The 24,216-nt window shown below is 63.9% G+C and carries 21 protein-coding genes; 10 read left to right on the top strand and 11 right to left on the bottom strand.

The window, feature by feature from the left end; genetic code table 11:
* Position 1: 1 nt before the first annotated feature.
* From pqqB to M3I56_RS08850, 4 genes are all read right to left on the bottom strand, one after another.
* Entirely contained in the window at positions 2-925 is a 924-nt protein-coding gene (gene pqqB / locus M3I56_RS08865) for a pyrroloquinoline quinone biosynthesis protein PqqB (protein WP_254353467.1), read from the bottom strand.
* A 66-nt stretch (positions 926-991) separates the two neighbouring features.
* The gene (gene pqqA, locus M3I56_RS08860) at positions 992-1,066 is read right to left on the bottom strand and encodes a pyrroloquinoline quinone precursor peptide PqqA (RefSeq protein ID WP_006410019.1); all 75 of its coding nucleotides are present in this window, start codon (positions 1,064-1,066) and stop codon (positions 992-994) included.
* 226 nt (positions 1,067-1,292) lie between these two features.
* Positions 1,293-3,281 (bottom strand): sigma-54-dependent Fis family transcriptional regulator, encoded by a 1,989-nt coding sequence (locus M3I56_RS08855; RefSeq protein ID WP_254353466.1) that lies wholly within the window; start codon positions 3,279-3,281, stop codon positions 1,293-1,295.
* A gap of 280 nt (positions 3,282-3,561) precedes the next feature.
* Positions 3,562-5,916 carry a TonB-dependent receptor gene (locus M3I56_RS08850; RefSeq protein WP_254353465.1) on the bottom strand — a complete coding sequence of 785 codons (2,355 nt, stop codon included), beginning with the start codon at positions 5,914-5,916 and terminating at the stop codon, positions 3,562-3,564.
* A 437-nt stretch (positions 5,917-6,353) separates the two neighbouring features.
* Between M3I56_RS08850 and M3I56_RS08845 the strand changes: the two genes are divergently transcribed.
* The 6 genes from M3I56_RS08845 (at position 6,354) to M3I56_RS08820 (ending at position 13,714) form a co-directional block, all read left to right on the top strand.
* Positions 6,354-8,081 carry a methanol/ethanol family PQQ-dependent dehydrogenase gene (locus tag M3I56_RS08845; protein ID WP_254345643.1) on the top strand — a complete coding sequence of 576 codons (1,728 nt, stop codon included), beginning with the start codon at positions 6,354-6,356 and terminating at the stop codon, positions 8,079-8,081.
* Between the two features lie 95 nt (positions 8,082-8,176).
* The gene (locus tag M3I56_RS08840; RefSeq protein ID WP_254353464.1) at positions 8,177-9,394 is read left to right on the top strand and encodes a c-type cytochrome; all 1,218 of its coding nucleotides are present in this window, start codon (positions 8,177-8,179) and stop codon (positions 9,392-9,394) included.
* A gap of 56 nt (positions 9,395-9,450) precedes the next feature.
* A complete protein-coding gene (locus tag M3I56_RS08835) occupies positions 9,451-9,765 on the top strand; it encodes a high-potential iron-sulfur protein (protein WP_254353463.1) in 315 nt (104 codons plus the stop codon).
* 685 nt (positions 9,766-10,450) lie between these two features.
* Entirely contained in the window at positions 10,451-10,762 is a 312-nt protein-coding gene (locus tag M3I56_RS08830) for a hypothetical protein (RefSeq protein ID WP_254353462.1), read from the top strand.
* Positions 10,763-11,237: 475 nt separating this feature from the next.
* A complete protein-coding gene (locus M3I56_RS08825) occupies positions 11,238-12,440 on the top strand; it encodes an RsbRD N-terminal domain-containing protein (protein ID WP_254353461.1) in 1,203 nt (400 codons plus the stop codon).
* A gap of 110 nt (positions 12,441-12,550) precedes the next feature.
* Positions 12,551-13,714 carry an ATP-binding protein gene (locus M3I56_RS08820; RefSeq protein WP_254353460.1) on the top strand — a complete coding sequence of 388 codons (1,164 nt, stop codon included), beginning with the start codon at positions 12,551-12,553 and terminating at the stop codon, positions 13,712-13,714.
* Positions 13,715-14,094: 380 nt separating this feature from the next.
* Here M3I56_RS08820 and M3I56_RS08815 read toward each other — a convergent pair whose 3' ends face one another.
* Positions 14,095-14,607 carry a hypothetical protein gene (locus M3I56_RS08815; protein WP_254353459.1) on the bottom strand — a complete coding sequence of 171 codons (513 nt, stop codon included), beginning with the start codon at positions 14,605-14,607 and terminating at the stop codon, positions 14,095-14,097.
* A 397-nt stretch (positions 14,608-15,004) separates the two neighbouring features.
* Between M3I56_RS08815 and M3I56_RS08810 the strand changes: the two genes are divergently transcribed.
* Together M3I56_RS08810 and M3I56_RS08805 are read left to right on the top strand one after the other, a co-directional pair.
* Positions 15,005-16,480 carry a sensor domain-containing diguanylate cyclase gene (locus tag M3I56_RS08810; protein WP_254353486.1) on the top strand — a complete coding sequence of 492 codons (1,476 nt, stop codon included), beginning with the start codon at positions 15,005-15,007 and terminating at the stop codon, positions 16,478-16,480.
* A gap of 449 nt (positions 16,481-16,929) precedes the next feature.
* On the top strand, positions 16,930-17,220 hold the full coding sequence (locus M3I56_RS08805) for a hypothetical protein (RefSeq protein ID WP_254353458.1): 291 nt from the start codon (positions 16,930-16,932) through the stop codon (positions 17,218-17,220).
* Positions 17,221-17,250: 30 nt separating this feature from the next.
* Here the strand turns inward: M3I56_RS08805 and M3I56_RS08800 are convergent, their stop codons facing one another.
* The 5 genes from M3I56_RS08800 to M3I56_RS08780 all read right to left on the bottom strand — a co-directional run bounded on the left by M3I56_RS08800 (position 17,251) and on the right by M3I56_RS08780 (position 22,487).
* Complete coding sequence (locus M3I56_RS08800) at positions 17,251-18,174, bottom strand: spore coat U domain-containing protein (RefSeq protein ID WP_254353485.1); 924 nt, start codon at positions 18,172-18,174, stop codon at positions 17,251-17,253.
* Between the two features lie 35 nt (positions 18,175-18,209).
* Positions 18,210-20,570 (bottom strand): fimbria/pilus outer membrane usher protein, encoded by a 2,361-nt coding sequence (locus tag M3I56_RS08795; protein ID WP_254353457.1) that lies wholly within the window; start codon positions 20,568-20,570, stop codon positions 18,210-18,212.
* Positions 20,571-20,641: 71 nt separating this feature from the next.
* On the bottom strand, positions 20,642-21,379 hold the full coding sequence (locus M3I56_RS08790; protein WP_254353456.1) for a molecular chaperone: 738 nt from the start codon (positions 21,377-21,379) through the stop codon (positions 20,642-20,644).
* A 17-nt stretch (positions 21,380-21,396) separates the two neighbouring features.
* On the bottom strand, positions 21,397-21,921 hold the full coding sequence (locus M3I56_RS08785; protein ID WP_254353455.1) for a spore coat U domain-containing protein: 525 nt from the start codon (positions 21,919-21,921) through the stop codon (positions 21,397-21,399).
* A 308-nt stretch (positions 21,922-22,229) separates the two neighbouring features.
* Positions 22,230-22,487, bottom strand: a complete 258-nt coding sequence (locus M3I56_RS08780) for an H-NS family nucleoid-associated regulatory protein (RefSeq protein WP_254335039.1) — start codon at positions 22,485-22,487, stop codon at positions 22,230-22,232.
* Between the two features lie 50 nt (positions 22,488-22,537).
* Between M3I56_RS08780 and M3I56_RS08775 the strand changes: the two genes are divergently transcribed.
* The gene (locus M3I56_RS08775; RefSeq protein WP_254353454.1) at positions 22,538-22,921 is read left to right on the top strand and encodes a hypothetical protein; all 384 of its coding nucleotides are present in this window, start codon (positions 22,538-22,540) and stop codon (positions 22,919-22,921) included.
* 28 nt (positions 22,922-22,949) lie between these two features.
* Positions 22,950-23,492, top strand: a complete 543-nt coding sequence (locus M3I56_RS08770; RefSeq protein ID WP_254353453.1) for a HisA/HisF-related TIM barrel protein — start codon at positions 22,950-22,952, stop codon at positions 23,490-23,492.
* A gap of 49 nt (positions 23,493-23,541) precedes the next feature.
* On the opposite strand, the gene M3I56_RS08765 is transcribed toward M3I56_RS08770, so the two are convergent.
* On the bottom strand, positions 23,542-24,078 hold the full coding sequence (locus M3I56_RS08765) for a GNAT family N-acetyltransferase (protein ID WP_254353452.1): 537 nt from the start codon (positions 24,076-24,078) through the stop codon (positions 23,542-23,544).
* Positions 24,079-24,216 lie beyond the last annotated feature (138 nt).

The raw sequence follows: 24,216 nt of genomic DNA, 5'->3' as shown, positions 1-24,216 counted from the left end.
GTCATACCTGAAACTGCATGCCGTCGTGGGCCACGTCGATACCGTGTGCGCGCAGTTGCGCGTGTTCGACGGAATGCGGGTCGAGAATCGGGTTCGTGTTGTTGATATGCGTAAGCACCTTGCGCGTGCCGCGCGGCAACGTGTCGAGCCAGTCGATCATGCCCGGCCGGCCGTCGCCGCCGCGCTGCGCGAGATGCCCCATGTCGGCCGCGTGCTTCGTCGAGAGGCCGAGGTCGATCATCTCGGTGGTGGTCCAGAACGTGCCGTCCACGAGCACGAGGTCGGCGTGGCGCATGGTGCCGAGCACGTCGGTGCTCATCTGCGCGAGACCGGGGGCATAGAACGCGCGCGTTCCCGCCACGATATCCTCGATAAGGAGTGCGATATTGTCTCCCGGCGCGGATTCCTCGCGGCGCGGCGAATATGGCGGAGGCTTGCTCTCCACAGGCAGTGCGGTAAAGCGCAGGCCGGCGCAACCGGCAATCGTGAACGGCTCGCCCGGCGCGACCGTATGTGCCTCCACGCCGCAGTAATAGCCAAGCAGCGGCACGAGCGGCAACCCGCTCGACAGATCGCCGAGCACCGGCGCGCAAGCATAGAGCGGCAGCGGCGACGTGCGTTCGCGCAGCATCAGCAGGCCCGTCACGTGGTCGATCTGCGCGTCGGTCAGCACGACGGCCGTGAGCGCACTATCGCGCGTTGCGCGCGCGGGCTGCAGATCGGGATGCGAGCGCAACTGCGCAAGCAGATCCGGCGACGCGTTGACGAGCACCCAGTCCACGCCGTTGCCGCTCACCGCGATCGACGACTGCGTGCGCGGCAGCACATCGCCGCCCGCGTGCCGCGCGCGGCGGCAATTCGCGCAGTTGCAGTTCCATTGCGGCAGGCCACCGCCTGCACCTGAACCCAGTATCCTGATCTTCATGATCGTTCTCGCGGCATGCCGCCCGCCACGCCTCGATGGTCGCGCGGACGGCACACTGCCGTGCGCTCAGCGGTTGGCGATATACATCGTGATTTCGAAGCCGAAACGCAGATCGGTATAAGCGGGGGTGGTCCACTGCATGACATGTCTCCTTGTTTGAGATTGAGGCTGCATACCGCATCGAATGTGCGGCCAGTCTCTTCAAAGCAAGGGGCATGCCGGTGTGAGCCAGCGCTCGCCCGATGCGGCCAGTGCTGCCGGCGTGGGAAAGGGTGTTGCGTTTCGGAACACGGGTGCTACAGGATGCAACACCCGTGGGACAGCGGAGGAGAAAGGAAGTGACCTGGCCGCGCGCGCGAACGGCACTTCAGGCGTCGCCCGAACCGCGCCCGGAATCGGCAGCGGGCATCTTGCGGTAGATGGTATTGCGCGACACGCCCAACGCCCGCGCAGCAGCCGACACGTTGCCGCCATGGCGCGCGAGCGTGGCCGCGATGGTCGAGGCAGTCACGTCTTCGAGGCGCGCGTCCTCCGGCACCAACGGCTCCGCGTGGGCAAGCGCTGGGGGCAATACCTGGGTCTGGCCGCAGCAACGCAGATCGTCGAAGAAGTCGTCGGGCAGGTGCTCGCGCCGGATCTGGCCGTCGTCGTCGACCATGGCCGCTGCCGTGCGCAGCAGGTTGCCGAGCTGCCGGAAGTTGCCGGGCCACGCACAGCGCTCGAACAGCGCCATCACGTCCGCTGCGACGCTGAGCGGCTGCCGGTCCGCACGCCCGTGCGATTCGCGGTGCAAGAGCTTCTGGATCACGACCGCGAGATCCGTGCGGTCGCGCAGCGGCGGCAAGCGGACCACGAGGCCATTGAGCCGGTAATACAGGTCCTCGCGGAAGCGGTTCTGCGCGATCATCTCGCGCAAATCGCGGTGCGTCGCACAGATGATCGCGATATCGACGGGGATGGTCTTCGTCGAACCGAGCGGATTGACCATGCGCTCCTGCAGCACGCGCAAGAGGCGCACTTGCAGCGGATACGGCATGTCGCCGATCTCGTCGAGAAACAGTGTGCCGCCGTTCGCCTGCAACAGCTTGCCCGCCGCGCCCTTGCGCCGTGCGCCGGTAAACGCGCCCTCCTCGTAGCCGAACAGCTCCGATTCAATCAGCGTTTCCGGAATCGACGCGCAATTCACCGCCACGAACGGCTGGTCGCGGCGCGGCGAATCGTTGTGAATGGCCTGGGCGAGCAACTCCTTGCCCGTGCCGGTTTCGCCGGTGACGAGAATCGGGATGTCCTTGCCGATCACCTTGCGCACCTTCGCGATCACGAGCGCCACTTGCGGATCGCCCGTATCGAGGTAGCCCAGGCGCGAGAGGCCCATCGAAGGCGGCTGCGCCACCGCACGGGCGGCCGGCTGCGAAGCAGCGCCATGCACCACAACCGGTCGGGCGCCTTCGGCCAGCGTTGCGCGCCTGAACTGCACGCGCGCGCAAACCACCGCCCCGCTGGCGAGATTGAGCATGAGGTGCGACTCCAGGCCCGCGCGCATGCGGTCTATGAGTTGCGCACTCGTGGTCTGAAATAGCGACGAGAGCGTATGGGCACGTAGCGCAGCGAGCGAAAGGCCGAGCTGAAATTGCGCGCTGCGGTTGGCCGAGAGAAAACGCCCATCGCACGTGAAGGCGGCGATGCCCTCCATGAGCGTGCCGAGGAACTCCGGGCGGCCATGAAACGAGACCTGCAGCGTCTCCTGAAAAGTCGTCGCGAACAAATGATTCTCAATCATCTGCACGGACATGCGCGCAAGCGCCATGGTGTGCTGGTGATAGCTTCGATGGTCGCCCGTCACGTCCAGCACACCGATCACGTCGCCGTATGGGTCGAAGATCGGCACGCTCGAGCAGGTGAGGAAGCGGTTCGCCGCGAGGTAATGCTGATCGCCATGGACGACCATCGCACAGCGCTCGGCGAGCGCGGTGCCGATCGCATTGGTGCCCTGGCGGTCCTCGGCCCAGTTGGCGCCGGGCCGCAGCGCGACCTTTTCGGCGCGCTGGAGGAAATCGTCGTCGCCGATCGAATGCAGGATCAAGCCTTCGGCATTGGTCAGCACGATCATGCTTTGCGTGTTGACGATCTGCTCGTGCAGCGTCTCCATGACCGGCGTGGCATGCATGCACAGCACGCGATTCTGCTCGCGCTTGAGCTCAAGCCCTGCACCCGAAAGCACATCGTAATCCGGTCTCGCCTTCGCGCGCAGACCGAAGGTCTCCGACCGCTCGTGCGCCTTCTGAATGGCTGGCGCGGGCCAGCCATTGGACACCAGGACCGCTTGCCCCGCGGCCATATGTACGTCGTCGCGCATGCTCTCCTCCACGATTGGCCGGTACCTTGCCGGACACTTTGGTATTTCTCGGTGTCCTCTATTAGCAAGCTCCGGGCCATCCGGCCATCGATTCTACGCAGCCGGTTTGCGCCAAACGCGCACGCGAAGCGCAACACAGTGTGTAAGCGAACCGTATGCAAGGCAGCGAGCGTCGATCGAAACACGCGCCGCGGCGATTCGCCAGCCTGTGTATTACCGCAAATGGCCTGCGTGGAGGAATGCGGACTCACCCCGATGCGCGCATATGCAGCACCTGCCTTCAATCCCAGGCGTAATGAAGCCCCACCCAAAAACCGCGCGGCGCGCCTGGTCCGACGAATTGCTCGTTCACCGGATTCGCGCCGTCGAACGTGTGGCCGGGCCCGTTGAAGAAGTTCTGGCCCAGCACACCGAAGCTCGCATAGCGCTTGTCGAACAGGTTCGTCACGTTTGCGTAGACCTCCAGCCGTTTCGTGACGTGATAGCGCGTGTCGAGATCCACGAGCACATAGCCCGCGATCTTTCCATTGGCATCCTGATTGTTTTCGTCGCCTTGCGCATACACGCCGCTGCGCCACATGATGTTGGTGCCGATGCTCCACTTCGCCGTGGCCGCGTAGTCGAGCCGCAGCTTGACGGCATGCGCCGGAATGCCGGGCACGTGGTCGCCCGGCCGAACCGTGACGACGCCGTTCGCATCCGCCGAGGAATTCGCGGGGCTTTGCTCAGTCCATGCCGAGCGGTAGGTCGCGTCCACATAGCTGTAGTTCAGGCTGATGCCAACGGGGCCAAACGCCGTGTGACCCGCCAGTTCGACACCCTGGCGGCGCGTCTTGCCGACGTTCTGAAAATAGCCCTGCGTACTGCCCGCCGCGCTCACGAACTCGATGTCGCTGGAGAGCGTGGTGCTGAACGCGGCGGCGCTCCAACTGGTCTGCGCGCCGATACGACCGCGCGCACCTGCCTCGAACGTCTTCGAGACCACGGGTTGCAGCGCCGGATCGGCCACGAAGTCGTTCGGCAGCGAGCACGGCGCAGCCGGGTCCGCGCACGCAAGCTCGATTGCGGTTGGCGCCCGCATGCCTTCGTTGTAGGTCGCGTAGACGGTGACGGCAGGCAGCGGATTCCAGTTGAGTCCCACGGCCGGATTGAAGCGCGAGAACGTGTGATAGCCGTTGAGCAGCGGCTGCACGCCGCTTTCGTCTGCAATGCGCGCGGTCGCCCAGTCGTAGCGCCCCGACAACGTGAGCGTCCATTGCGGCGTGAACGTGAGCGTTTCGTTCAGGTAGACGCCATAGTTCGCGTTGCGCGTTTTTGCATCGGTCTGCTGAACGAAATCGCCGATGCCGACCGTCGCGCGATTGAGCGTGAAGGCGGCGTCCTGCGAAGACGAAACGTAGCGCGAGTTCGCGAAGTCCGCCGCCACGCCCGCAACGAGCTGGCTCCCCATCCCGCCTAGCTTGCCGAGCAGCGTAAGCTGCAGGCTCGCGCCGAAACTGTCCGTTGTGACGATGGAGTCGACATTGGTGCCCTCCAGCGTGTCGACGTTGCCGTCTGCGTCGATCGAACCGTAGTCCGTGTTGTTGTTGCTGCTCACGTTCTCGTTGCGCAGATGGCGATAGTAGGCGTTGCCGCTCAGCTCCACGTTGTCGTTGAAGAAATGCTCGCCCGTGAGCGTGAGATAGCCCACGCTGTTGCGGTTCAGGTCCGGAAACGTGTAGGCCTGTTTCGGGTTGTCCAGGAACGAGCGCGGAATCGTCTGGCTGCCGTAAAACTGGTTGTCCGCGCCGCCCCCTGAGATCGACAGCGTCGTGTCGTCGTCGCTGTAGCGCAGCTTGCCGAATGCCTGGCGCACGCGGCTTGCGTTGTGGTCGGCCCAGCCGTTGTCGTTCGCGACATTCGCGTTCGCGTAGTAGTCGACGTGCGGCCCGAACGTGCCGCCCTGCTCGAACTGCGCGCTCTTGCGCCCCCAAGAGCCGCCCGAGAGATCGATGTCGCCGCCGGGGCTCGTGCGCCCGTTCTTCGTCGTGATCGCGATGGCGCCGCCCAGCGTGTTGAGGCCGTAGACAGGATTCGAGCCCGGAATGAGCTGGATCTTGTCGATCGCCCCAGTCGGTATCAGGTCCCAGTTCACGACGTCGCCGAATGGCTCGTTCACGCGCACGCCGTCGACGAACACCGACAATCCTTGAGGGGTGCCAAGCACTGGCGAAGCCGTGAAGCCGCGATAATTCAGGTTCATCTGGAAAGGATTGCCCTCGGCGTCGGTCACGCTCACACCCGGCAGGTTCGCGGCGAAGAAGTCGGTCAACGTTTCGCGGTGCTGTGTCGCGATGTCCTGCGCGCTCACGGTCTGCACGTTGGCCGGTACCTTCGCGAGCGGCGTACCGATGCCGAGCAGCGGCGTCGTGCCGACCACCACGACAGCGGGCAGCACGGGCGGGCTCGGCGTTTGACTCAGCGCGCTTTTATCCGTGCTTGTATCCGCGCTCTTCTCCGCTACGCTCTGTGCTTGCGCGATGGCCGGCGTGGAAGTACCGGCGCAAAGCGCGCCGAGCGCGAGGCTCGTGCCAAGCGTCGCATACGCGCGCCTCGCGCTGCCTCGGCTCGCGCCCACCGCCTTCTCTGGGATCAACTTTCGTCTCCATCTGTTTTATGCGGTCGCGCGAGCTCAACGCCGAAGCGACGAGCGCCGACCGGTGCGCACACAACCGTCTCCTCTTTGCCGTGATCTAGCCAGGAACGTGCCAGCGTGCACGGCGGCGCGCTTTGCTTTGCTGCGCTGGTGTATCGGCACGCGCGTTACCGCGCAGCGCCCTTTTGCGCGACCGGCCCACTGTCACGTTCGCCAACACTTTTCTCCGCGGCCTGTACCGGAATGCAACAGATCGGCCACACGCGGGGCACCTCGGCGGTATGTCGCTCAACGGACTGCATCGCCCGCCGCGCAATGCTTCGCGGCGAATGGCATACGACTTGCAAGAACGCCATTGCACCCGGACCGGCCCCATCCCCGCGCATCCAGCCTGACCGCTTCCCGGCCGTGCATGGACAAATATTCAGGAGACGAAGATGAAGAGACGCTCGGCTGCGGCAAGCCGGCTTGCGACCTGTGCAATGGCCATCGCAGCGGCGATGTCCTTGAACGCGGGCCCAGTGGATGCCGCCTCGGACTATCCGCCCGTGACCTACGACCGCCTGACCCGCGCACAAAGCGACCCAGGCTGGCTCACGTACTACCGGAGCTACAACGGCCAGTCGCATTCGCCGCTCAAGCAGATCGACGCGTCGAACGTCGGTGAGTTGAAACAGGCGTGGAGCTACCAGTTTCCGGCCGAATTGAAGCAGGGCTTCGAGGCGACGCCCATCGTCAATGGCGACTATCTCTTCGTCAGCACGCCGAAAGATAACGTCTACGCCTTCGATGCAAAGACCGGCGCGCAGCTCTGGAAATACGAGCCGAAGCTCGGTGCGGAGTCGTTCAAGACCGCGTGCTGCGACGTGGTGAACCGCGGCGTGGCACTCTACGGCAAGAACGTCTACATCGCCATGCTGAGCGGCGAAATCGCCGCGCTCGACGCGAAGACCGGCGACGTGGTCTGGAAGAAGCAGATGTTCGAGCCGGGCCTCGGCTACGCGTTCTCGCTCGCGCCGCTCGCGCTCGACGGCTCGATCATCGTCGGCACCTCGGGCGGCGAGTACGGCATTCGCGGCTACATCGCCGCGCTGAACCCCGACGACGGCGCGATCGTGTGGAAGCGCTACACCATTCCGGGCTCCGGCGAAAAAGGCGCGGAGACCTGGCCCGACGGTATGCAGGCGCATGGCGGCGGCGCTGCGTGGCTCACCGGCACCTACGACGCCGCGAGCCGCACGCTGTACTGGGGCGTGGGCAACCCCGGCCCGTGGCTCGCCGCGCTGCGCCCAGGAGACAATCTGTACTCCGATTCACTTCTCGCGCTCGACCCGAAGAACGGCAAGCTCAAATGGCATTACCAGTACACGAGCAACGACACGTGGGATTATGACGGCGTCAACACGCCGGTCCTCGCGAATATCCAGTACAAGGGCAAGGATTACGACGCCATCATCCACGCCGACCGCAACGGCTTCTTCCACGCTATCGACCGTCAAACGGGCAAGCTGATCTACGCGGAGCCATTCGTGAAGGCGACGTCCGTCACGGGCTACACGGACGACGGCAAGCCGGTTCAGGACCCATCGAAGTACCCGAAGGCCGGCACGACCATCGACACTTGCCCGAGCTTTCTGGGCGGCAAGAACTGGTGGTCGGTGTCCTACGATCCGGCGCGGCACATTGCCGTGGTGCCCGCGCTGCACGCCTGCATGAGCCTCTCGGGCAAGTCGGTGAGCTACATGGAAGGCCTGCCCTATCTCGGCGAGGGCTTCGAAATCAAGCCTGAACCGGGCAGCGAAGGCTACGGCGAACTGCAGGCCATCGACGTGAACACCGGCAAGAAGCTCTGGGGCCACTGGAGCAAGATGCCCTGGAACGGCGGCGTAGCGACCACGGCAAGCGGCCTTGCGTTCAGCGGCTCGCTCGACGGCCATCTCTATGCATTCGACGTCGCCACCGGCAAGGTGCTCTGGGAAAGCCCGCAACTCGCGAGCGGCATCATTGCGCAGCCTTCCGTGTTCGAAGTCGACGGCAAGGAGTACGTTGCCGTGCTTGCGGGCTACGGCGGCGCAAATCCGATCTGGGGCGGCCCGATGGCCGATGTGGCAAAAGATGTCCCGCGCGGCGGCACGCTCTACGTGTTCGCACTGAACCGGGGCTGAACCAGGGCCGAACGAGACTCTCGCCTTCCGCCGCACGCACACGCGCAAGCCCCCCGCGCGTGCGTGCGGCCCCGACTTCACTGGAACACACGATCATGAACATCCGGATCACCTGGCTCGCCGTGGCCGCCGCGCTCGCGGCAGGCGGCGCGCACACCAGCGCATATGCAGCGGCGAACATCGTGCGTGTTTGCACGCTGCCGGGCAGCCCCACGGCCGCGCTCGACCAGGCCGTCGCGCGCGCCGTGCTAAAAGCCGCTGGCGTGGCCGCAACGTTCGTCACACACGGCATCGACGATGATGGCGGCGACGACGGCATCTCGGCGCACGAACTCGCCAGCGCGCTGGGCCGCGAATGCGACCTCGTTGCGGGCTTTCCGCGCTCGAGCATCGCCGACGCATCGGGCTCGCAGATGATTTTCTCGCAATGCTACTTACGCTCAGGCTATGTCAGCGTCACGTTACGTCATCCGCGCGCCGCCGTACCGGCCGACGGCAAGGAAACGGTCGCGGCAACCTGGTCCAGCCCGTCGCAACTCATCGCCGTGCAGCAGAAGAACGCGCGCTTCGACCTGGAGAACACCTCCGAACTGACGGTCGATGCGCTCGCGAAAGGGCGCGCGCAGCGCGCGATCGTCTGGTATCCGGCCGTCGTGGCGTACCAGCGCGCGCATCCGCAGCATCAATTCGCGGTCGCGGCGACAACCTCGCCGTATGCGGACTGGCATCTCGTGTTCGCTTCGGGGCCTGGCATGCGTGCGCTGCAAGCGCGCATTGACGACGCCCTTGCGCGCATGAATGACGACGGCCGTCTCGCGGCACTCACGCGTGGCTGGACGCTGCCGGCCAGCGCCGCAAGCGAGGCGCGCTCGAATGCACCCGCGCTCGAAAGCACGAAGGCGTCTTATCAGCGCGCCGCCATGCACACCCCAGGCGCCTTCATCAAGGTCTCTGCAACGACTGGCGGCAATGCGCCCGCATTTGACCACGAACAGGTCGAGCACGGCCAGCATCTTTATTCGGAATCCTGTGCAAAATGCCACGGCGCGCAACTCGAAGGCATCACCGCGCCCGCGCTGAGCGGCCCGGCCTTCGCTCCGGCTGCGAATTCGCATCTGACCATAGGCGGCATCTACCAGTACATGTCGACCAACATGCCAGCCGACCGCCCCGGCAAGATGACCGATCAGGAATACGCCGACTTGATGGCATTCCTCCTCTACACGAACGGCTACGACGCGGGCAACGCGAAACTCACCGCGGAAACCGCGCAGTCGTCGAACACACCGCTCAATGCCGGACCCCGGCACTAGTCGGTCTTGCTATCCGATTACCTCGCACTATCAGCTATTTGAATCAGGAAACCAGCATGATCACCCGCAATCGCAGAACCTTCATACTTAACGCCGCCGGCCTTTGTGCCACGCTTGCCATCGCCGGACGCTCGCTCGCCGCGCCGGCCCTCGTCGACGATAACGACACGACAGCAAAGTCGCTTGGATATCGCAGCAATGCAAGTAGCGTCGACGCCAGCAAGTTTCCGAAGTACGCCGCAGGCCAGCGCTGCGCAAATTGCCGCTTCTTTGCGGGCGCGCGCAGCGACGCAACGGGCACCTGCCCGATGTTCCCCGGCAAGGTTGTTGCGGCCGAAGGCTGGTGCAATGTCTACGCAATGCGCGCATGATACGGCACTGACAGCACCGTGCGGCCGTCGATGGCAAGGCTGGCGCGCACGGAGTCTGCCACGTTGGTCACGCGTAGATCCAGGCTTGGCAGTTCATAACAGTAGACAGCACCCCCGCGGTGGCCGTCTATGCTAGCCCGGCATCGTCTTGCAGCTCTCTTTCATTGAGCAGCGACTCTGCGCTCCCGGCGCACGCCTTGGGCGCCTTTCCCTTACTTCAGACGATCTTGGGTCGCAAGGGCGCTCGCGGTAAGTGGCCCGATGCCGGGACTCATGCGAGCCGTCGACCCGTGTCGTCATTGCGGTGACGTGGCCTGAATCTGCGCTCGAGTTCCCGAACCCGCCTGTCGATCTCCTTCAGACTGTCCATGAGGCGCTGGATGAGCAATCGAAACGAGTCTGTCAGTTCGTTCTCTGCATCTTCGATCAGTTCAGGTACCCTGACGCATCGAGATGCCTGACTCCCTTGGGAATAGCGATCCCGAAATCGGCGAGGAGTCCGCAAATCTGGTTGGCTTGCGCTGTCCGAGGCTGGACAAAAACCCAGGCGCACGCGATGCAGCGACGATACCGATTGCGGCTCGACGGTCTTGCGTGGCACGAAGCGCAGTTCGCCCGCGAGACTGCCGCGCAGATTGCTTCGGCATCCTTTTCATCGTATTGAGATGATCCTCCCCACCTACCCGTGGGTTACGCTAAATGCTTCTCGAAGTGGCTGTCGTTCGGCGGCGACGTGATCGCCGAGAACGAACCAGAGGAGCAGCAGAAACGACTACGCTACAACGACCTGGTCGCGTCGGCCGCGGCTTTCTATACCCACCCCCAGACTATCGAGGATATCGAGGATCATTCCTTGGGGCGGGCGCTTGACTGTTTCGGACTCGAGATGCCGGACATGCTCCGCTGGAGCGGGCCAGAGATCCGACGCGAAGCCGTCGGCGATCGGAGGCTGGAGGTCCCGTCCGGTACGCAGGATCGGACTTACGCGATCCCATAGCGCCCGGGACTGCAAGGCGGCGATAAGGCGTATGAGGCGCTTTTCACGGTTGACGGTGAAAGCCACAATGACCGGAAGCATGATCAACCCTTATGATGCGAGCGGCCCGGGGAGCGGTTTAGCACAAACGTTTTTTTGATTACCGATCTCGGATTGGCCTCGCTTAGCCTGTTCAGGCGTCTGCGGCCGCGATCGCTAACCGAAAAAACCTCTGCATTATGCCCTGCAGCGCATAAGTGCTTACCTTGTTCGCCCCCGGGTAACGCTGGCTCTCGCATGAACGGTCTCGAACCTCTTCGAGGCGATGGAAGAAGACCGCCTTCGTCAACGAGTTGCGGGCGCCTCGTCCTTGTTGAGCCCGATCGACACGCGGCGGCACAGCGCGAGCTCCTGCGGCCATTTCAGCGTGAACAGCGCCCTGCCGGCACAGATGCGTGCATACTCGCGTGATCCGCCTGCTTAGATATGAAACGCGATGACCCCTACCCCTTCCCCGTCGCCAGTCACGCAGATCGCTGCCCACGTTGCTTCTCAACGGGACACGCTCGCGGCGCAGTGGCTACGCACGGTGCACGCCGACGCCGACATCGATGCATCCGACCGTCTGACCCATGCGCAACTGATTGATCATCTGCCGGTGCTGTTTGACGAGCTCTGCCGTTTCCTGCGCGGCCGGGATGCGGCGCTGCTTGCCGGTGACGTCCGGGACGATGCGCAGGAGCATGGGCACCATCGATGGGAACAGGGATACCGGCTTGAAGAGCTGTTGCGCGAGCTCGATGTGCTGCGCCGGATTGTCCTCGCGGCCGTCAGCGACGCCTTACCCGAACTGGACCCGGAGATTGCCAGGAGCGGGGAAAGCACAGCGAGGACATTGATCGAAGAGTTTTTCAGCGTCGTTTCCCGCAGTTCCGTGCAGCAGTTCGTCACTGAGCAGAACGAGAAAACCACCGCCTATCTGGAGCAGCTGGAGGAGTCGAACCGGCAGCTTCAGCTCAGCGGCGGGCGACTCGCCGAACTTGCCGCCTCGCGCGCGCAGCTGCTGCATTCCATCGCGCGCGAGATACAGCACATTGGCAACCCGCTCGCCGTCAGCGTCGCCACGTCCGAATGCGACGGCCATCCCAATTTGCAGCTCGTTGCCAATCACCATGTCGCCGAGCTGAACGCACTCGTCGATCAGCTGGAGCAATACGGGAGGCTTCTTGCCGACCGGGCCGCTCCGGCGTCCGAACGCTTTGCCTTGCGGCCCTTGTTTGACGAGACGGTGCACGCGTTTGCCGTCATCGCCGAACAGCGAGGACTCGCCCTGGCGGCGGATTTCGACGAGACGCTCGCGGACGTCACCGGTGACCGCTCGTATATCCGACAGATTCTCCACAACCTGCTACTGCACGCACTGCGGCATACGGATCGCTATGAACTGCGAATGTCTTTCTCGCAGGCCGATATGCAACGATGGGTGATTGAAGTGTCGGGTACAGGCATGCACATTGCTCGCAGTCGTCAGGTGGCCGAGGAGCCCGGAACGGATCTGACACCCGGCGAGGCGTTCGGTATAGCACTTGTCAAGGAAATGGTCACGCGTCTGGGGGGCAGCGTCCGAACCATTGCGACGGAAGACACAAACAGCCTGTGCGCCGTGACGCTGCCGTTCCGGCTGGGCTCCGCGCCATGACCTGCCGGTCTCCGTGACGAACCTGACGGAACAGATCTTTCGGGCTTTCATGGAGAGAAGCGACGGAACAGATCGATGACGCTGTTGCGGGCGCATTGGGGAGTTATTACATGATGTCTGGAAAACGACAGAAGTCCGTGCGTCCGAAGTCTCAGTCGCGCGCGGAATTCCTGTCGCTCCTCGCGCATGAACTGCGCAATCCGCTGGGGCCGATTCGCCATTCATCGACGTTTCTGCGCATGGTGGCAACGGACGAAAAGCAGGGTCACGCGCTCGACATCATTGACCGGCAGGTCACACACCTTGCCCATCTGATCGACGACCTGGTCGACGGTGCGCGGCTCGAACGCGGACTGGTCACGCTCAGCAGGCAATGGGTCGATATCGCTGGCATCGCCCGGCACGCGCTCGAGGCGATCCAGGCGCGTGTCGACGCGCAGGCGCTGCATCTCGAAGCCCGGCTGCCCACTGGTGACGTGCAGATGGAATGCGACCCGGTGCGCGTGAGGCAGACGATTGATAACCTGCTGGATAACGCGGTGACGTACACGCCCGCGGGCGGCACCATTGAACTGGCGATTGAGGTGCGCAATGACCGGCTCAGTATTCGCGTAAGCGACAATGGCATGGGCATTCCGAGCGGGTCCCTGCCGCATGTCTTCAACCTGTTTTCAGCCGTCAGACGCGGCGACCAGGAACGCGCCAGTCGGCTCGGTATCGGCCTGGCGATCGCCCGGAGTATCGCTGAACTGCATGGCGGCACCCTTGAGGCGCAAAGCGCCGGCGTCGGACGGGGTAGCACCTTCACCTTGACCTTGCCGGTGACGGGCCAACCCGGCTCGCCCGGCAGTCACGAAACACCGGTCGCCAACGCCATGCCGCCCACGCTGCGCATCCTGATTGTCGAGGATAACGTGGATGCAGCGGAAAGCCTTGCAACATTGCTGACCCTGGCGGGGCACAGGGTGGAGCAGGCGCATACCGCTCGCGCGGCCCTGGCGGTCATTGCGGGTTTTCGGCCCGCCGTTGTCCTGCTCGACATCGAGTTGCCGGACCTGAGCGGCTATGAGGTGGCCGAATGCATTCGTGCGCAGCAGGAACTCAGGGATCTGCGACTCGTTGCGCTGACGGCATACGGTTCGGCCGAAGCGCGCGTACGGGCACAGAAAGCGGGTTTCGACGGCTATCTGGTCAAGCCTGTTGATTTCGGCTCACTCAACGACATCATGGCCAGGCTCGTCGCGGATGACGGCATTCGACCTGCCGACGGTTGAAGGACAGGGCCCGCCCGCATACCCAAACCAGGTCAAAGCGACAGGCGTTACTTCCTGTGCAGTTGCTGCATGCCCCCCGGCCGCCAATTTTGTGTCGGTCGCCTTCATGACCGGACTCGGTCCCATGGCGAGCATCCGCAGGCGACTCACGGCCCTGGTTAGCAGGCAATTGTCAGATTAAAGCATCCTTCAACCGGACGTCAGGGCGTCGCGCAAAACGCGTCAAATGAGAGTCGTTTTCGCCATTGGTTGACGCCTCCGAATCAACGTCTCAGGCCCAAATCTGACGGTTTCGTCGTTGGTCAGGGTGCGCTCAGGTTTCGGACGAAAACGTACGATCGGCGCGCCGCAGAATCAGATAAATGAAACGCTTCGCACCATTATTCGGGGTTGAACCAGGATACGCACTCCGGATCCAGAGCGCACCCCGGAAGGGCAATACTGAAGCGCGTGTTGCATGCAACCGGGATGTCTGCTGTCAGCATTTCACGTAACGCGGTGCTACTGCACCCGCTGGTAACGTAACGTTCCCCATCGGTGCGGCCCGCCGTGCGCCCGTGCCTGAAGGTGCCGGACGCCGTAACCTCATCGCTGACCCGGGCCATACAGCATTCCCGCATCCGCGGAAAAACCGATGAGATGGCAAAGCGGCTCGCGTCAGCTGACACACCGACCCCGGTGACGGCCCAGCCTGTACAGATGGCGTCGGAAAATCCACGAAAATAGCCGAGCAGCCGAGGCACCACGCCGGGGGATAACGGACTGCCGTGAAGCCCGGAACACGCGATCGTGCGGGCCGCCAGGGTCGCGACGATGGCGCCCACCTTGCGCGCCGTCGCGGCTTCGGGCGATTCATCCGCGACCCGGCCGGGTCGAAACAGGCGTTCGGTCATCGTCACCCCCTGACGGTTTCTCTTGTGCTGCGACAGGCTGACGCGGCGTCAATTGAGTCTGATTCGTCTTCGGGAGGAAATCTGTGCGGCGCTGAACACCTGGTCACCGGGTGTCCGCGGCAGGCGTTGGCGGGTGTCGCGTAACATGGTGACGAAATGCCGCCTGCATGACACGGATCAAGAAAGGGAACGAATTGCCGATAACGCATGGGTGAAGCAGTAGAACATCCGGCGCATTCAACGGCCGGATCAGGAATCCCTGATCCCGGCATATGACTTCGCCACCGGCCGGCTTCGTGCACATACACATGCGGCCGGATTTCCGGAACGAGGTGGGGGCACGGTGGAGACGGTAACAAGAAAGAACACGGGGCTTCTGCTGTCCTTTGCCGGCCGCCTGTGGCGCGGTCGCCTCGAGCCACAGGCGATCATCTGGGGCGGGATTTTTATCGCGCTGGTCATGGTCTTCCTGTGCGCGACGGTGCTGTACGAAGGGCGTCTGGACGCAATGGAGCGGGCCCGCGAAACTTCGCGCAACCTTGCCCTGATCGCCGAACGGGACATCGAACGGAATTTCGAGCTGTACGCCCTGTCGCTGCAGGCAGTCGTCGATGGCATGCGCGATCCTGACGTACTGGCTTTGCCGCCCCACATGCGGCGTCAGGTGCTGTTCGATCGCGCGGCGACCGCGAAATATCTCGGCGCGATGCTGGTGCTGGATGCATCGGGCAACATCGTGATCGATTCGAACGGCGATATTCCACGTCAGGGCAACTTCGCCGATCGCCGGTATTTCACCGTCCAGCGCGACAATCCGGATGTGGGTCTCTACATCAGCGATCCCTTTCGCTCGCGGTTGCGCAACGGCTCGCCCAGCATTGCCCTGACCCGGCGGCTCTCCCATCCGGACGGCTCGTTTGCCGGCATCGTACTGATCGCCGTCAATCTCGAGTATTTCCACACGCTGTTCGCCGGACTGTCGCTCGGGCCGCACGGATCGGTGGCCCTGATCGGCCGGGACGGCGTCATGGTCATGCGCCAGCCGTATGACCTGCGTACCATCGGGCGCAACATCAGCAACGCCAGCACGTTCCATCATTTCAGGTCGGCCCCGGAAGGCAGCTTCAGCGACACCGCATCGATCGACGGCGTGCGGCGACTGTACCTGTTCAGGAATTTTCCGGATCTGCCGCTGATCATCATGGTGGCCGAGGCCGAGCGGGACATCTTTGCCGGCTGGCGGCAGCGTGCGCTGACGATCGGCTCGCTGATGGTCGCCTTCGGCCTGGGGTTCATCGCGCTTGCGTTCCTGCTGGGCGCCCAGTTGCGGCGCCGGATGCGCGCGGAATCGGAGTTACAGATGCTCGCGAGGACCGACGGCCTCACGGGACTGAACAACCGCCGTACGCTGGGCGAGATTCTCGACCAGGAGTGGCGCCGGGCCCGCCGTACGCGCAGCATGTTTTCGCTGCTGTTCGTCGACATTGACCGGTTCAAGGCTTACAACGACGCCTACGGCCACCAGGCCGGTGACGATGCGCTGGCTGCCGTTGCACGATGCATCGGCGAGAACATCCGGCGACCCGCGGACAGCGCCGCGCGCTACGGCGGGGAGGAATTCGTGGTGGTGCTGCCTGATACCCCGCCGGCAGGGGCCGAGTTGATCGCCGAGCAGATTCGCGAAGCGATCAGCGATCTGGCCATCGAGCACGCGGGCAGCGAATACGGCCGCGTCACCGCCAGCATCGGCACGGCCTGCTGGATGCCGGAGCAGGACAGTGATGTAAGCGCCGTGATCAGGGCTGCCGACGAGGCGCTGTACACCGCCAAGGCTACCGGTCGCAATAAGGTTTCGACGTTCTCGTCGGCGTGAACGGGCTCCAGCCAGCATCAGCGGGCAGCCATCGGCAGGTAGCTTTCACAGAGGGCTAAAATCGCGACACGCCTCCGGTTGACGGGCATCCCCTCGCCAGACAGTCTGCGGCAGGGATGCTGCGGTGATTCCCGCCCGGACGGCGCGCGCCGGTGGGAAGCCGCGTCAGGTACACACAGCGTGAGCCGGTCATCCTGAGAGCCTGTTCCCCGCACCGTAGCCTGATCTTGAATTGGCGCCTGGAGATGGCTTGCCGCGGCTGACGCACGAACGGCCATCTGCCTCTGCCACGCAATAGCCGGGTGCAACTGCGAATGCGGTTGTCGTTCGCATATGCGGGTTGCGCACTCAGGTTTTTCCCTGATCTGCCGATATCGAGGTATCGCCCTGGGCTGTTCATCGAACGTCCGGCCGCGCGACAAACAGAGACGGCAGCGGAAATCCCTCACATGTTGCGCAACATCAAAACCTTCGCGATCGCGGTATGCCTGCTGGGCGCCTCCACGTCGCACGGATCGTCAACACCACTGGCCCCTATCCAGGTCAGCCTGGTCATCCAGGAGAGCTGCGTGATCCAGTCCGCGGCCGATGCGGTGCCCACCACGATGCCCGGCGTCTCCTGTCTGCATGGCACGCCTTACAGTGTGGCGCTTGCGCCGCGCGAACCCACGCAGCTCCTCTCCACCCTGCAACTTGCGGATCGCACCACGCAACGCGCCGTCTGGATGGTGGCATTCTGATTGCGGGCAGACATAGTCGACGGCACAGCGTCAGAAGCTGATCGTCGCGGTGATGGTGTCGCTGTAGCTACCGGGCGCTGGTGTGGTCTGCTCCGGAACGACGCCGTAGACGCTGATCACCTGCTGGTTGCCGGAACCCGTGCCGGTTTCCATTGTGGTGCCCGCCGTGCCGTCACCCCATGCGGTGGTATGGGCGGAATCGGTATACAGCTGGTAATTCACCACACCGCCGCCGCCCGAACGCTGCATCTGCCGGGCTGCCACGTTGCCGCTCGTGCCGCCGTTCAGCGCAATGCGGTAGGCATCGCCATTCGTGCATTGCGCGGTGATCGATCCTGCGGCGCTCAGTGCGTTCGTCAGCACGCTCGACGTCGCAAAACTGACGTTCGTCGCCGTAATGTTGCAGTTGTTAACGATGGTGGCCGACACGCTGAACGGGAAACTGCCCCCGGCGGCGGTGAGCGATGCACAGGCCGGTTCGCCGAACAGATAGAAGCCGTAGTTGATCGACGTCGTGGTGCCGCCGAAGCTCTGGGTATAGGTCGTGCTGCTGTTGCCGACGGTCGGCACCGTCGGCTGGCTACCCGCGATCAGGCCATAGATGGTGACGGACTGTGTGGCGGTCGTCCCGGCCGCTGGTTTGGTCAGCGTGAGCGGGATCGGCGTCGTGCCATAGTAGATCGAGCCCCACGCGAGCGAATGGGCCGAGTCCTGATACAGGTCATACTGCATCTGGTTCGAGCCGTTCACGAGGCCGCGCGGGCTGGTGCCGCCCAGGTTCAGGCACACGCGAACGTTGGGCGTGAACGTGATCGCCGGCCACGTACACGTCACGCTGACCGTGCCGGTTGCGCTGACCGCGCTGCGGCTGATCGGGCTGACTGAACCGAAACTGACCGCCGAGGCGCTCGCCGAGCACGTCTGCGCGCTTACGCGGCCGGGCAGGCCGAGCATCAGGCCCAGGACCAGCAGAACGAAGGTGATCCGCTTCATGGGTGGTCTCCGGACACCGGGTCGCAGATCAGTGGCCCGATCGTCGGCAGTGCGCCGTTGCTGGGGCGGGTATAGGGAAATTCCACCGCGCAATGCAGCGTGCCACTATCGATCACGAGACGGTTGTCGCGCTGCAGGCTGTCGATGAAGGCCAGGCCGTCATAGCCGACGATCGTGTCTTTGCCGCTTTCCACGTGATGCACGCTCGCGCCAGGCGGCAACGCCTTGCCGTCCGGACCGTGAAGAGTGACGGACGCGGCGCTGTAGCGCGTCACGCCGAAATGGGCGAGCACACCCGATTGCGTCTTCGGCACGAGATCCATCGATGTGGCGGCGATCCGCGCATCGGCCGGCAGCTTCATGCTGTCGATGCTGACCTCGTTGTTCTGATACGCATTGAGATCCGGCACCAGCAGATGACCGGACCCATCGGTCGAGCCGATCAGGCGGTTTTCGTGCAGCACCGGGATGCCCGCGACGCCGTCAGTCGACACCAGCGCAAAGCCGTCATCGATGCGGCGCGAGAGCTGGGCGCTGCCATCCATCAGCACAAGTGCGCCGGCCACGTCCAGCGACGCACTGGAACGCCCGCCAAGATTCTGCCCGACCGCGGTGACCTCGCCGTACCGCCCGAGATATTGCGCCTGTGCCTGGCGGTATTGCATCGCGCCCGTGCCGCCCGCCTGCACCCCCCAGCCCCAACCACCGCCGTAGTCGGGCGGACGGATCGCATTGACGTTGTAGTCCGACTGGCCATTCTGTTTGCCGACCGTGGCGTTGACCGACGTGTTATGCCCGAGTCCGAAGCTCACGCTCAGAAACATGCCGCGCGAGTCGTGCTGTTTGAAGTCCCGGTAGGCACTGAGATTGAGCGTGGCCAGATCGCCCAGATTGAGCGTGTACGACACAGAGCCGATCCTTGAGGCCGGCCCTTGCGGCAACCTGAAGCCGATGTAGCTGACGGAAAACGTCTGGTGACGCAGGAATGGCAGCGCGAGCGTCACCTGGTCAGTCGCACTCGGCACCGGCGTGCCGTCGCGTGCGGCGAGGTCGCCGTAGTTGCCGAACGCCCGGATGGTCTGCGCGTCGATGGAAAAGCGCGGCTCGATCAGCTGGTAGCCGAGACTCGCCTGCGTGCCGGCAAGACGCCCTGTGCTCGCCGAGAACGACCCGTTGACGACGCCACCCATGCCGAGGCGTATCAGGGCGCCCGCGCCTGCGTTATAGAGGCCGCCTGTGGCCTCCGCATGACCTTCGACGGTTATCGAATCGCTCAGGCCGCGGCGAACCGATCCGCTTACCGCGGGGCGCGGATCGTAGTCGAACGATTCGAGCCCATACGCGCGGCGCAGGAAGCCCGCTTCAAACGAATAGCTGGACAGTCCTGGCGCCAGCAGCCGCGTGTCGACGTAAAGCGGCACCGAGGTGGTGATCGTGCGTCCGAGTGCGTCGCGCGTGATGACGGTCGCCTGGCCGGCCCCGGTGATGCCGGGCACGTCGCTGACAATGAACGGCCCGCTTGGCACGTTCCCGCTGAACTGCCGGACATTGTTGATGTACAGGTCGACTGCCGACGGCACGACAGCCGAGCCCGCCAGCGCCGGCACGGGGAACGTGACCAGGTCCGGACGCAACGCGAAATTGCTGCGCCACTGGAACCCGCCGATGCGGATCGAGCGCGACCACGCAAGCGACGACGAAATGGTGTCGCCGAACTGCGTCGTGCCCAGCGTGGCCGGATCGGACCGACTCCACGATGTGTCGTAGCGCGTGTAGCGCTGATCGTTGCGGTACAGGTACGCGATGCCCGTATTGCTGAAGACACCCGCCGGATCGAAGTAACGCTCCTCGGTGTACAGGGCGAGTTGCTCATCGGTGTTCGTCTGCGCGAACGCGTCATAGTTGATCACCAGTCCACGCGACGAGCTCGCGGGCGCCGTCCTGGGTAGTGAGCGACTGTCGAACGTGTAGGGTTTGCGCATGCTGTCGGGGATCTGCAGGTCGACGGCCTGACGTGCCGCGTCATAGGTGTAGTGCAGGCCGGAAATCGAATCCAGCTGCACTTCCGCGGTATCGGCAATGCCAAGGGCAGCAGTGGCCAGTCCGATATCGCTCAGGTCCCTGCCGGTCGCGGCGAGGTGGCCATTCAGCTCACGGAAATGGGCAAGCAGCGAGGTGCGCTGGCCGTTCAGGTCCACTTCGAGGATCACGTCATGGGGCGAATTCGCGCTGGCATCCGCCATCTGCAGAGCGCCCTGCCCGTAGACCCGCGTGCATCCCAGGGCGAGCAGCCCCAGCGCGGCGAGAACTGCGTGAAGCCGGCGCACGGGAAATCGATGCTGTCGCATGTTTCGCATGGGTCGGGCGGCAGCGCATGGTGGCAACTCCAGGCAGTACACAGGCAAGCGATGAACGAATGGCGGCCGGGTCAGCTGGACGGTTCCACCGTCACGGCGGCTTCGACCGGCAGCGAATTGACGGTAGCCCGAACCTTCAGGGTGCCGCCCAGGTCCGCATCCGCCGGCAGCGGCACCGGCCACTGCCCCACACGTCCCGCCAGTGCATAGCCGAGCAGTCCCTTGTTGATCACGTAGACTTTGCCGGCGCCATTCACCAGTTGAACCGCCGCGATCTGCGCGCGTCGCGTGCCGGTGTTTCCGATGCGCATTGCCCACCTCTGGCTGGTCCGCACCAGATGCCAGGCAAGCCTGGGCTGGCCGGCCGCACCGGCCGGTTCGACGAAGACCGGCACTGAGTAGCGTAGCCGGATCGTCACGCCGTTTGTCGGCGCGGCCCCTGGCTGCGGCAGTTCATCGATGAGGACACGAAAACACTGTTCGGCGGCGACGGGGGCAGGCGTGGCGCGCACCAGCCGGACCAGCTGGTCGGTCTGCGCCGCAATCTGGATCAGTGGCGGGCTGGCGATCAGGTCCTGTGTCGGCGTCAATGCGTCTTCACCATTAACCTGATCCCAGCGGAACACCCGCACCTGTCCGTAGAGCGGGCTGTCACCCGGGTTGCGCAACGTGATCCCGGTTGCGTTCTCGTCTGCCTGCAGGTCGACCATCACCGGCGAGATCTGCAGCGTGGCGGCGAGTGTCGCCAGCGGCCACGGCAGCAGGGCGGCGGCCAGCAGGATGGCCAGATAGCGGCTGGATCCGGCCATACGATCCCGGCGGGCGGTCAGAAGTAGACCGTCGCAGTAACGCTGGTCTGATAGGTATCCGGCTTCGGTGTGGTTTGCGCCGGCACCTGGCCGTAGAGGGGAATCGACTGCGCCGACCCGGTGCCGGTGCCCGCTACCGTATTCGTGCCCTGCGTGTTACCCCAGACCGTCGTGCGGCCGGCGTCCTGATAGAGCTGGAAGGCCACTGTCGTGCCGGTATTGCCGGTGGCGGTGCCCGCCATCAAACGGCTCGTCACGGTCGAACCGGCCACCGTGCCGGCATCAAGGCCGACGTTGTACGGCGTGGTGTTGGTGCAGGTCACCGCGACCGAGGTCTGCTGGTTCAACGCGGTGGCCAGCACGCCGTTTGTGCCGAAGTTCAGCGGCGTCGCCGAGATCGAACAGTTGGCCTGCAGCGTCAGGGTGACGTTGAAGGTCGCCGTAGCCGTGCCGTTACTGTAGGTCGCGGCCTGCGCGACTGGCTGGACCGGTCCGAATGCCAGGGCAACGGCGAGCGCTGATGAGAGAATCTGCAGTTTCATTGATCGGTCCTCCGGCGGTGGCACGGTGAAGTATTGGTGATGGCCGCTACGGCTTCACAATCGCGCTGGCGCGCGATTGCCGGAGATGTTCATACGAAAGCATCCGTTTATCAATTAAATAAATTCCGCATTAACAAAAAGTTACAATAACTTCCCCATGAGAGGTAAGGGATTGTGTGGTTCTTGTCTGGCCGGCGAGGCGCTGCGCGGGGCGATGGCGAGAATCGATTGATCCATATGATTCTGCGGCGCGGCTATCGTACGTTCTCGTCCGAATCTTGAGTTCACCCTTAGCCGATCGGTACTGGCTAGTTCTGCTCTGGCCGGATGGGGAAGAACGCCGGATCAACGCCCGCCCGTTCGGCGGCCGCGAGCCACCCTGGTTTCTCCCCTTCGCCGTCCCATTTGTTGCCGTGCGCGTCGTGGAAAAGCGGCGGATGTTCGCGGTCATGCTCGATCGCCGCCGCGAGTGCTTCGGGCGTGACGCCGAATTCCGTCATGCGCCGACGCAGCCAGATAATCAGGCGCTCACGCGCCTCCTCATCGACGATTTTTCCTTTGCTCATATGCCTGCTTATACTCGACCCATATTCACCTCGCGGATGGCTGCACGCACGTGACGCCGGACGGCATAGACTTCACTGACGAGTTCGCCAGTCATGATGATCGCTTCATTCCCAGCCTCCGTCGCCTCTCGGAGGCGGCTAAGAGCGGGGGTGCTCCCGCCATCTTGCAGATCTTCCACGCTGGCAACAAAGCCTTGCCACACCTCGTGCCGGATGGCCGCGTTGTCAGTGCCAGTGCGCTAAAGGTGCCGCCCAGCCCGTTCAATGACGCGGAAGTGACCAGCCACGCGCTGAGCGGGGAAGAAATTGAAGAGATCATCATGGCTTTCGGCGAAGCGACTCGCCGCGCCATCGAGGCGGGCTTCGATGGCATCGAGCTGCATGGCGCTCATGGCTTTCTCATCCAGAATTTCTTCTCGCCCATGTTGCGATGATGAGTGGGGTGGCTCTCTCGAAAACCGCATGCGCTTCCCCTTGGCCGTGGTGCGCGAAGCGCAGCGGGTAATAGCCGGACACGCCAAGCGGCCTTTCCTGCTTGGCTACCGCATATCACCGGAAGAGGCTGGCGAGGGAGCGCTGCGTATCGGCGATAGCTACGCGCTGATCGACCGGCTGATTGAAGCTGGCGTCGATTACCTCCATGCGTCACTCTTTGACATTCCGAATGCCAGACCTGCGGACTATACCGGCGAGCACACGACCGCCGAGCTGCTTGTTGAACACGTTGGTGACCGCATTCCTTTACTTGCGGGGGGCCTTATCCGGACACCGCGGGATGCCGAAAAAGCATTAACCACCGGCCTGTCGCTGGTCGCAATCGGACAGGGCTTGGTGATGAACCCAACGTGGGTCGAGATCGCCGGTGATGGCCGAGAAACAGAAATTACCACGATGCTCGATTCTGACCGCGTACCGCTACTGGCGATCCCCGACAAGTTATGGGGCGCCATTCAAGCGGCGAAAGGCTGGTTTAAGCTCGCTAAGGAAGTGGTTGTTGTGGAGTAATCCGCTCGCGCGAGGGCGCAACATTCCTGCCCAGCCGGCCCCACGCACTTCAAACACCATCCGCTCGCTCCGTGCGCGGCAAATGCTTCTCGAACAGAAAGCCCGGCGGCGCGTCTTCGCCAAAGTCATGCGCCGAAAGTAACGTGTAGCCGCTCGTGCGATAAAGCGCGATGGCTTCCGGCTGCCGCGGTCCTGTGCCGAGGTATACGCGCGTATAGCCCTGGCGCGCCGCCTGTGCCTCCAGTTCGACGAGCACGCGCCGTGCGAGCCCTCGACGGCGGCAGTGCCGGCTCGCCCAGATGCGCTTGAATTCGGCGGTGCCGGGATCGGCGTGACGCATGAACGCCCCACCCGCCACGGCCACGCCGTCGCGCAACAGCAGCACGAACGCGCCATGCGGAGACGCGAACGCATCGTCGGGATAGCGCCTCATTTCCGCGCGCAACGCTTCGGCCGGAATCACATCGGCATAGCGCGAGCCGTATTCGCCGGTCAGTTCGTCGAAAAGCGGACGCGCACGCGGATCGTGCACCGACACGTAGACAAAGCGCTCGTCCACCCCAGTGGAAGGCAAAACCGCAGCCATGTGTCAGCCCTCCACGCGCGCAAGACGGGGCAGCAAGAAACGTCCCGCGCATGAACGCAGCCGCGGCGAGGCCTGCGGAAGCAAGAGTCGTGTCATTTGGATGTTCAGGAAGAAAGCGTGCTCAGGCGTGTGGCATCG

Origin of the sequence: Paraburkholderia sp. CNPSo 3281 (genome assembly GCF_024206515.1) — a bacterium.
Classification (GTDB): domain Bacteria; phylum Pseudomonadota; class Gammaproteobacteria; order Burkholderiales; family Burkholderiaceae; genus Paraburkholderia; species Paraburkholderia nodosa.
Note: the sequence above shows the minus strand (reverse complement) of the source record. Positions and strands in the feature narration are given on the sequence as shown.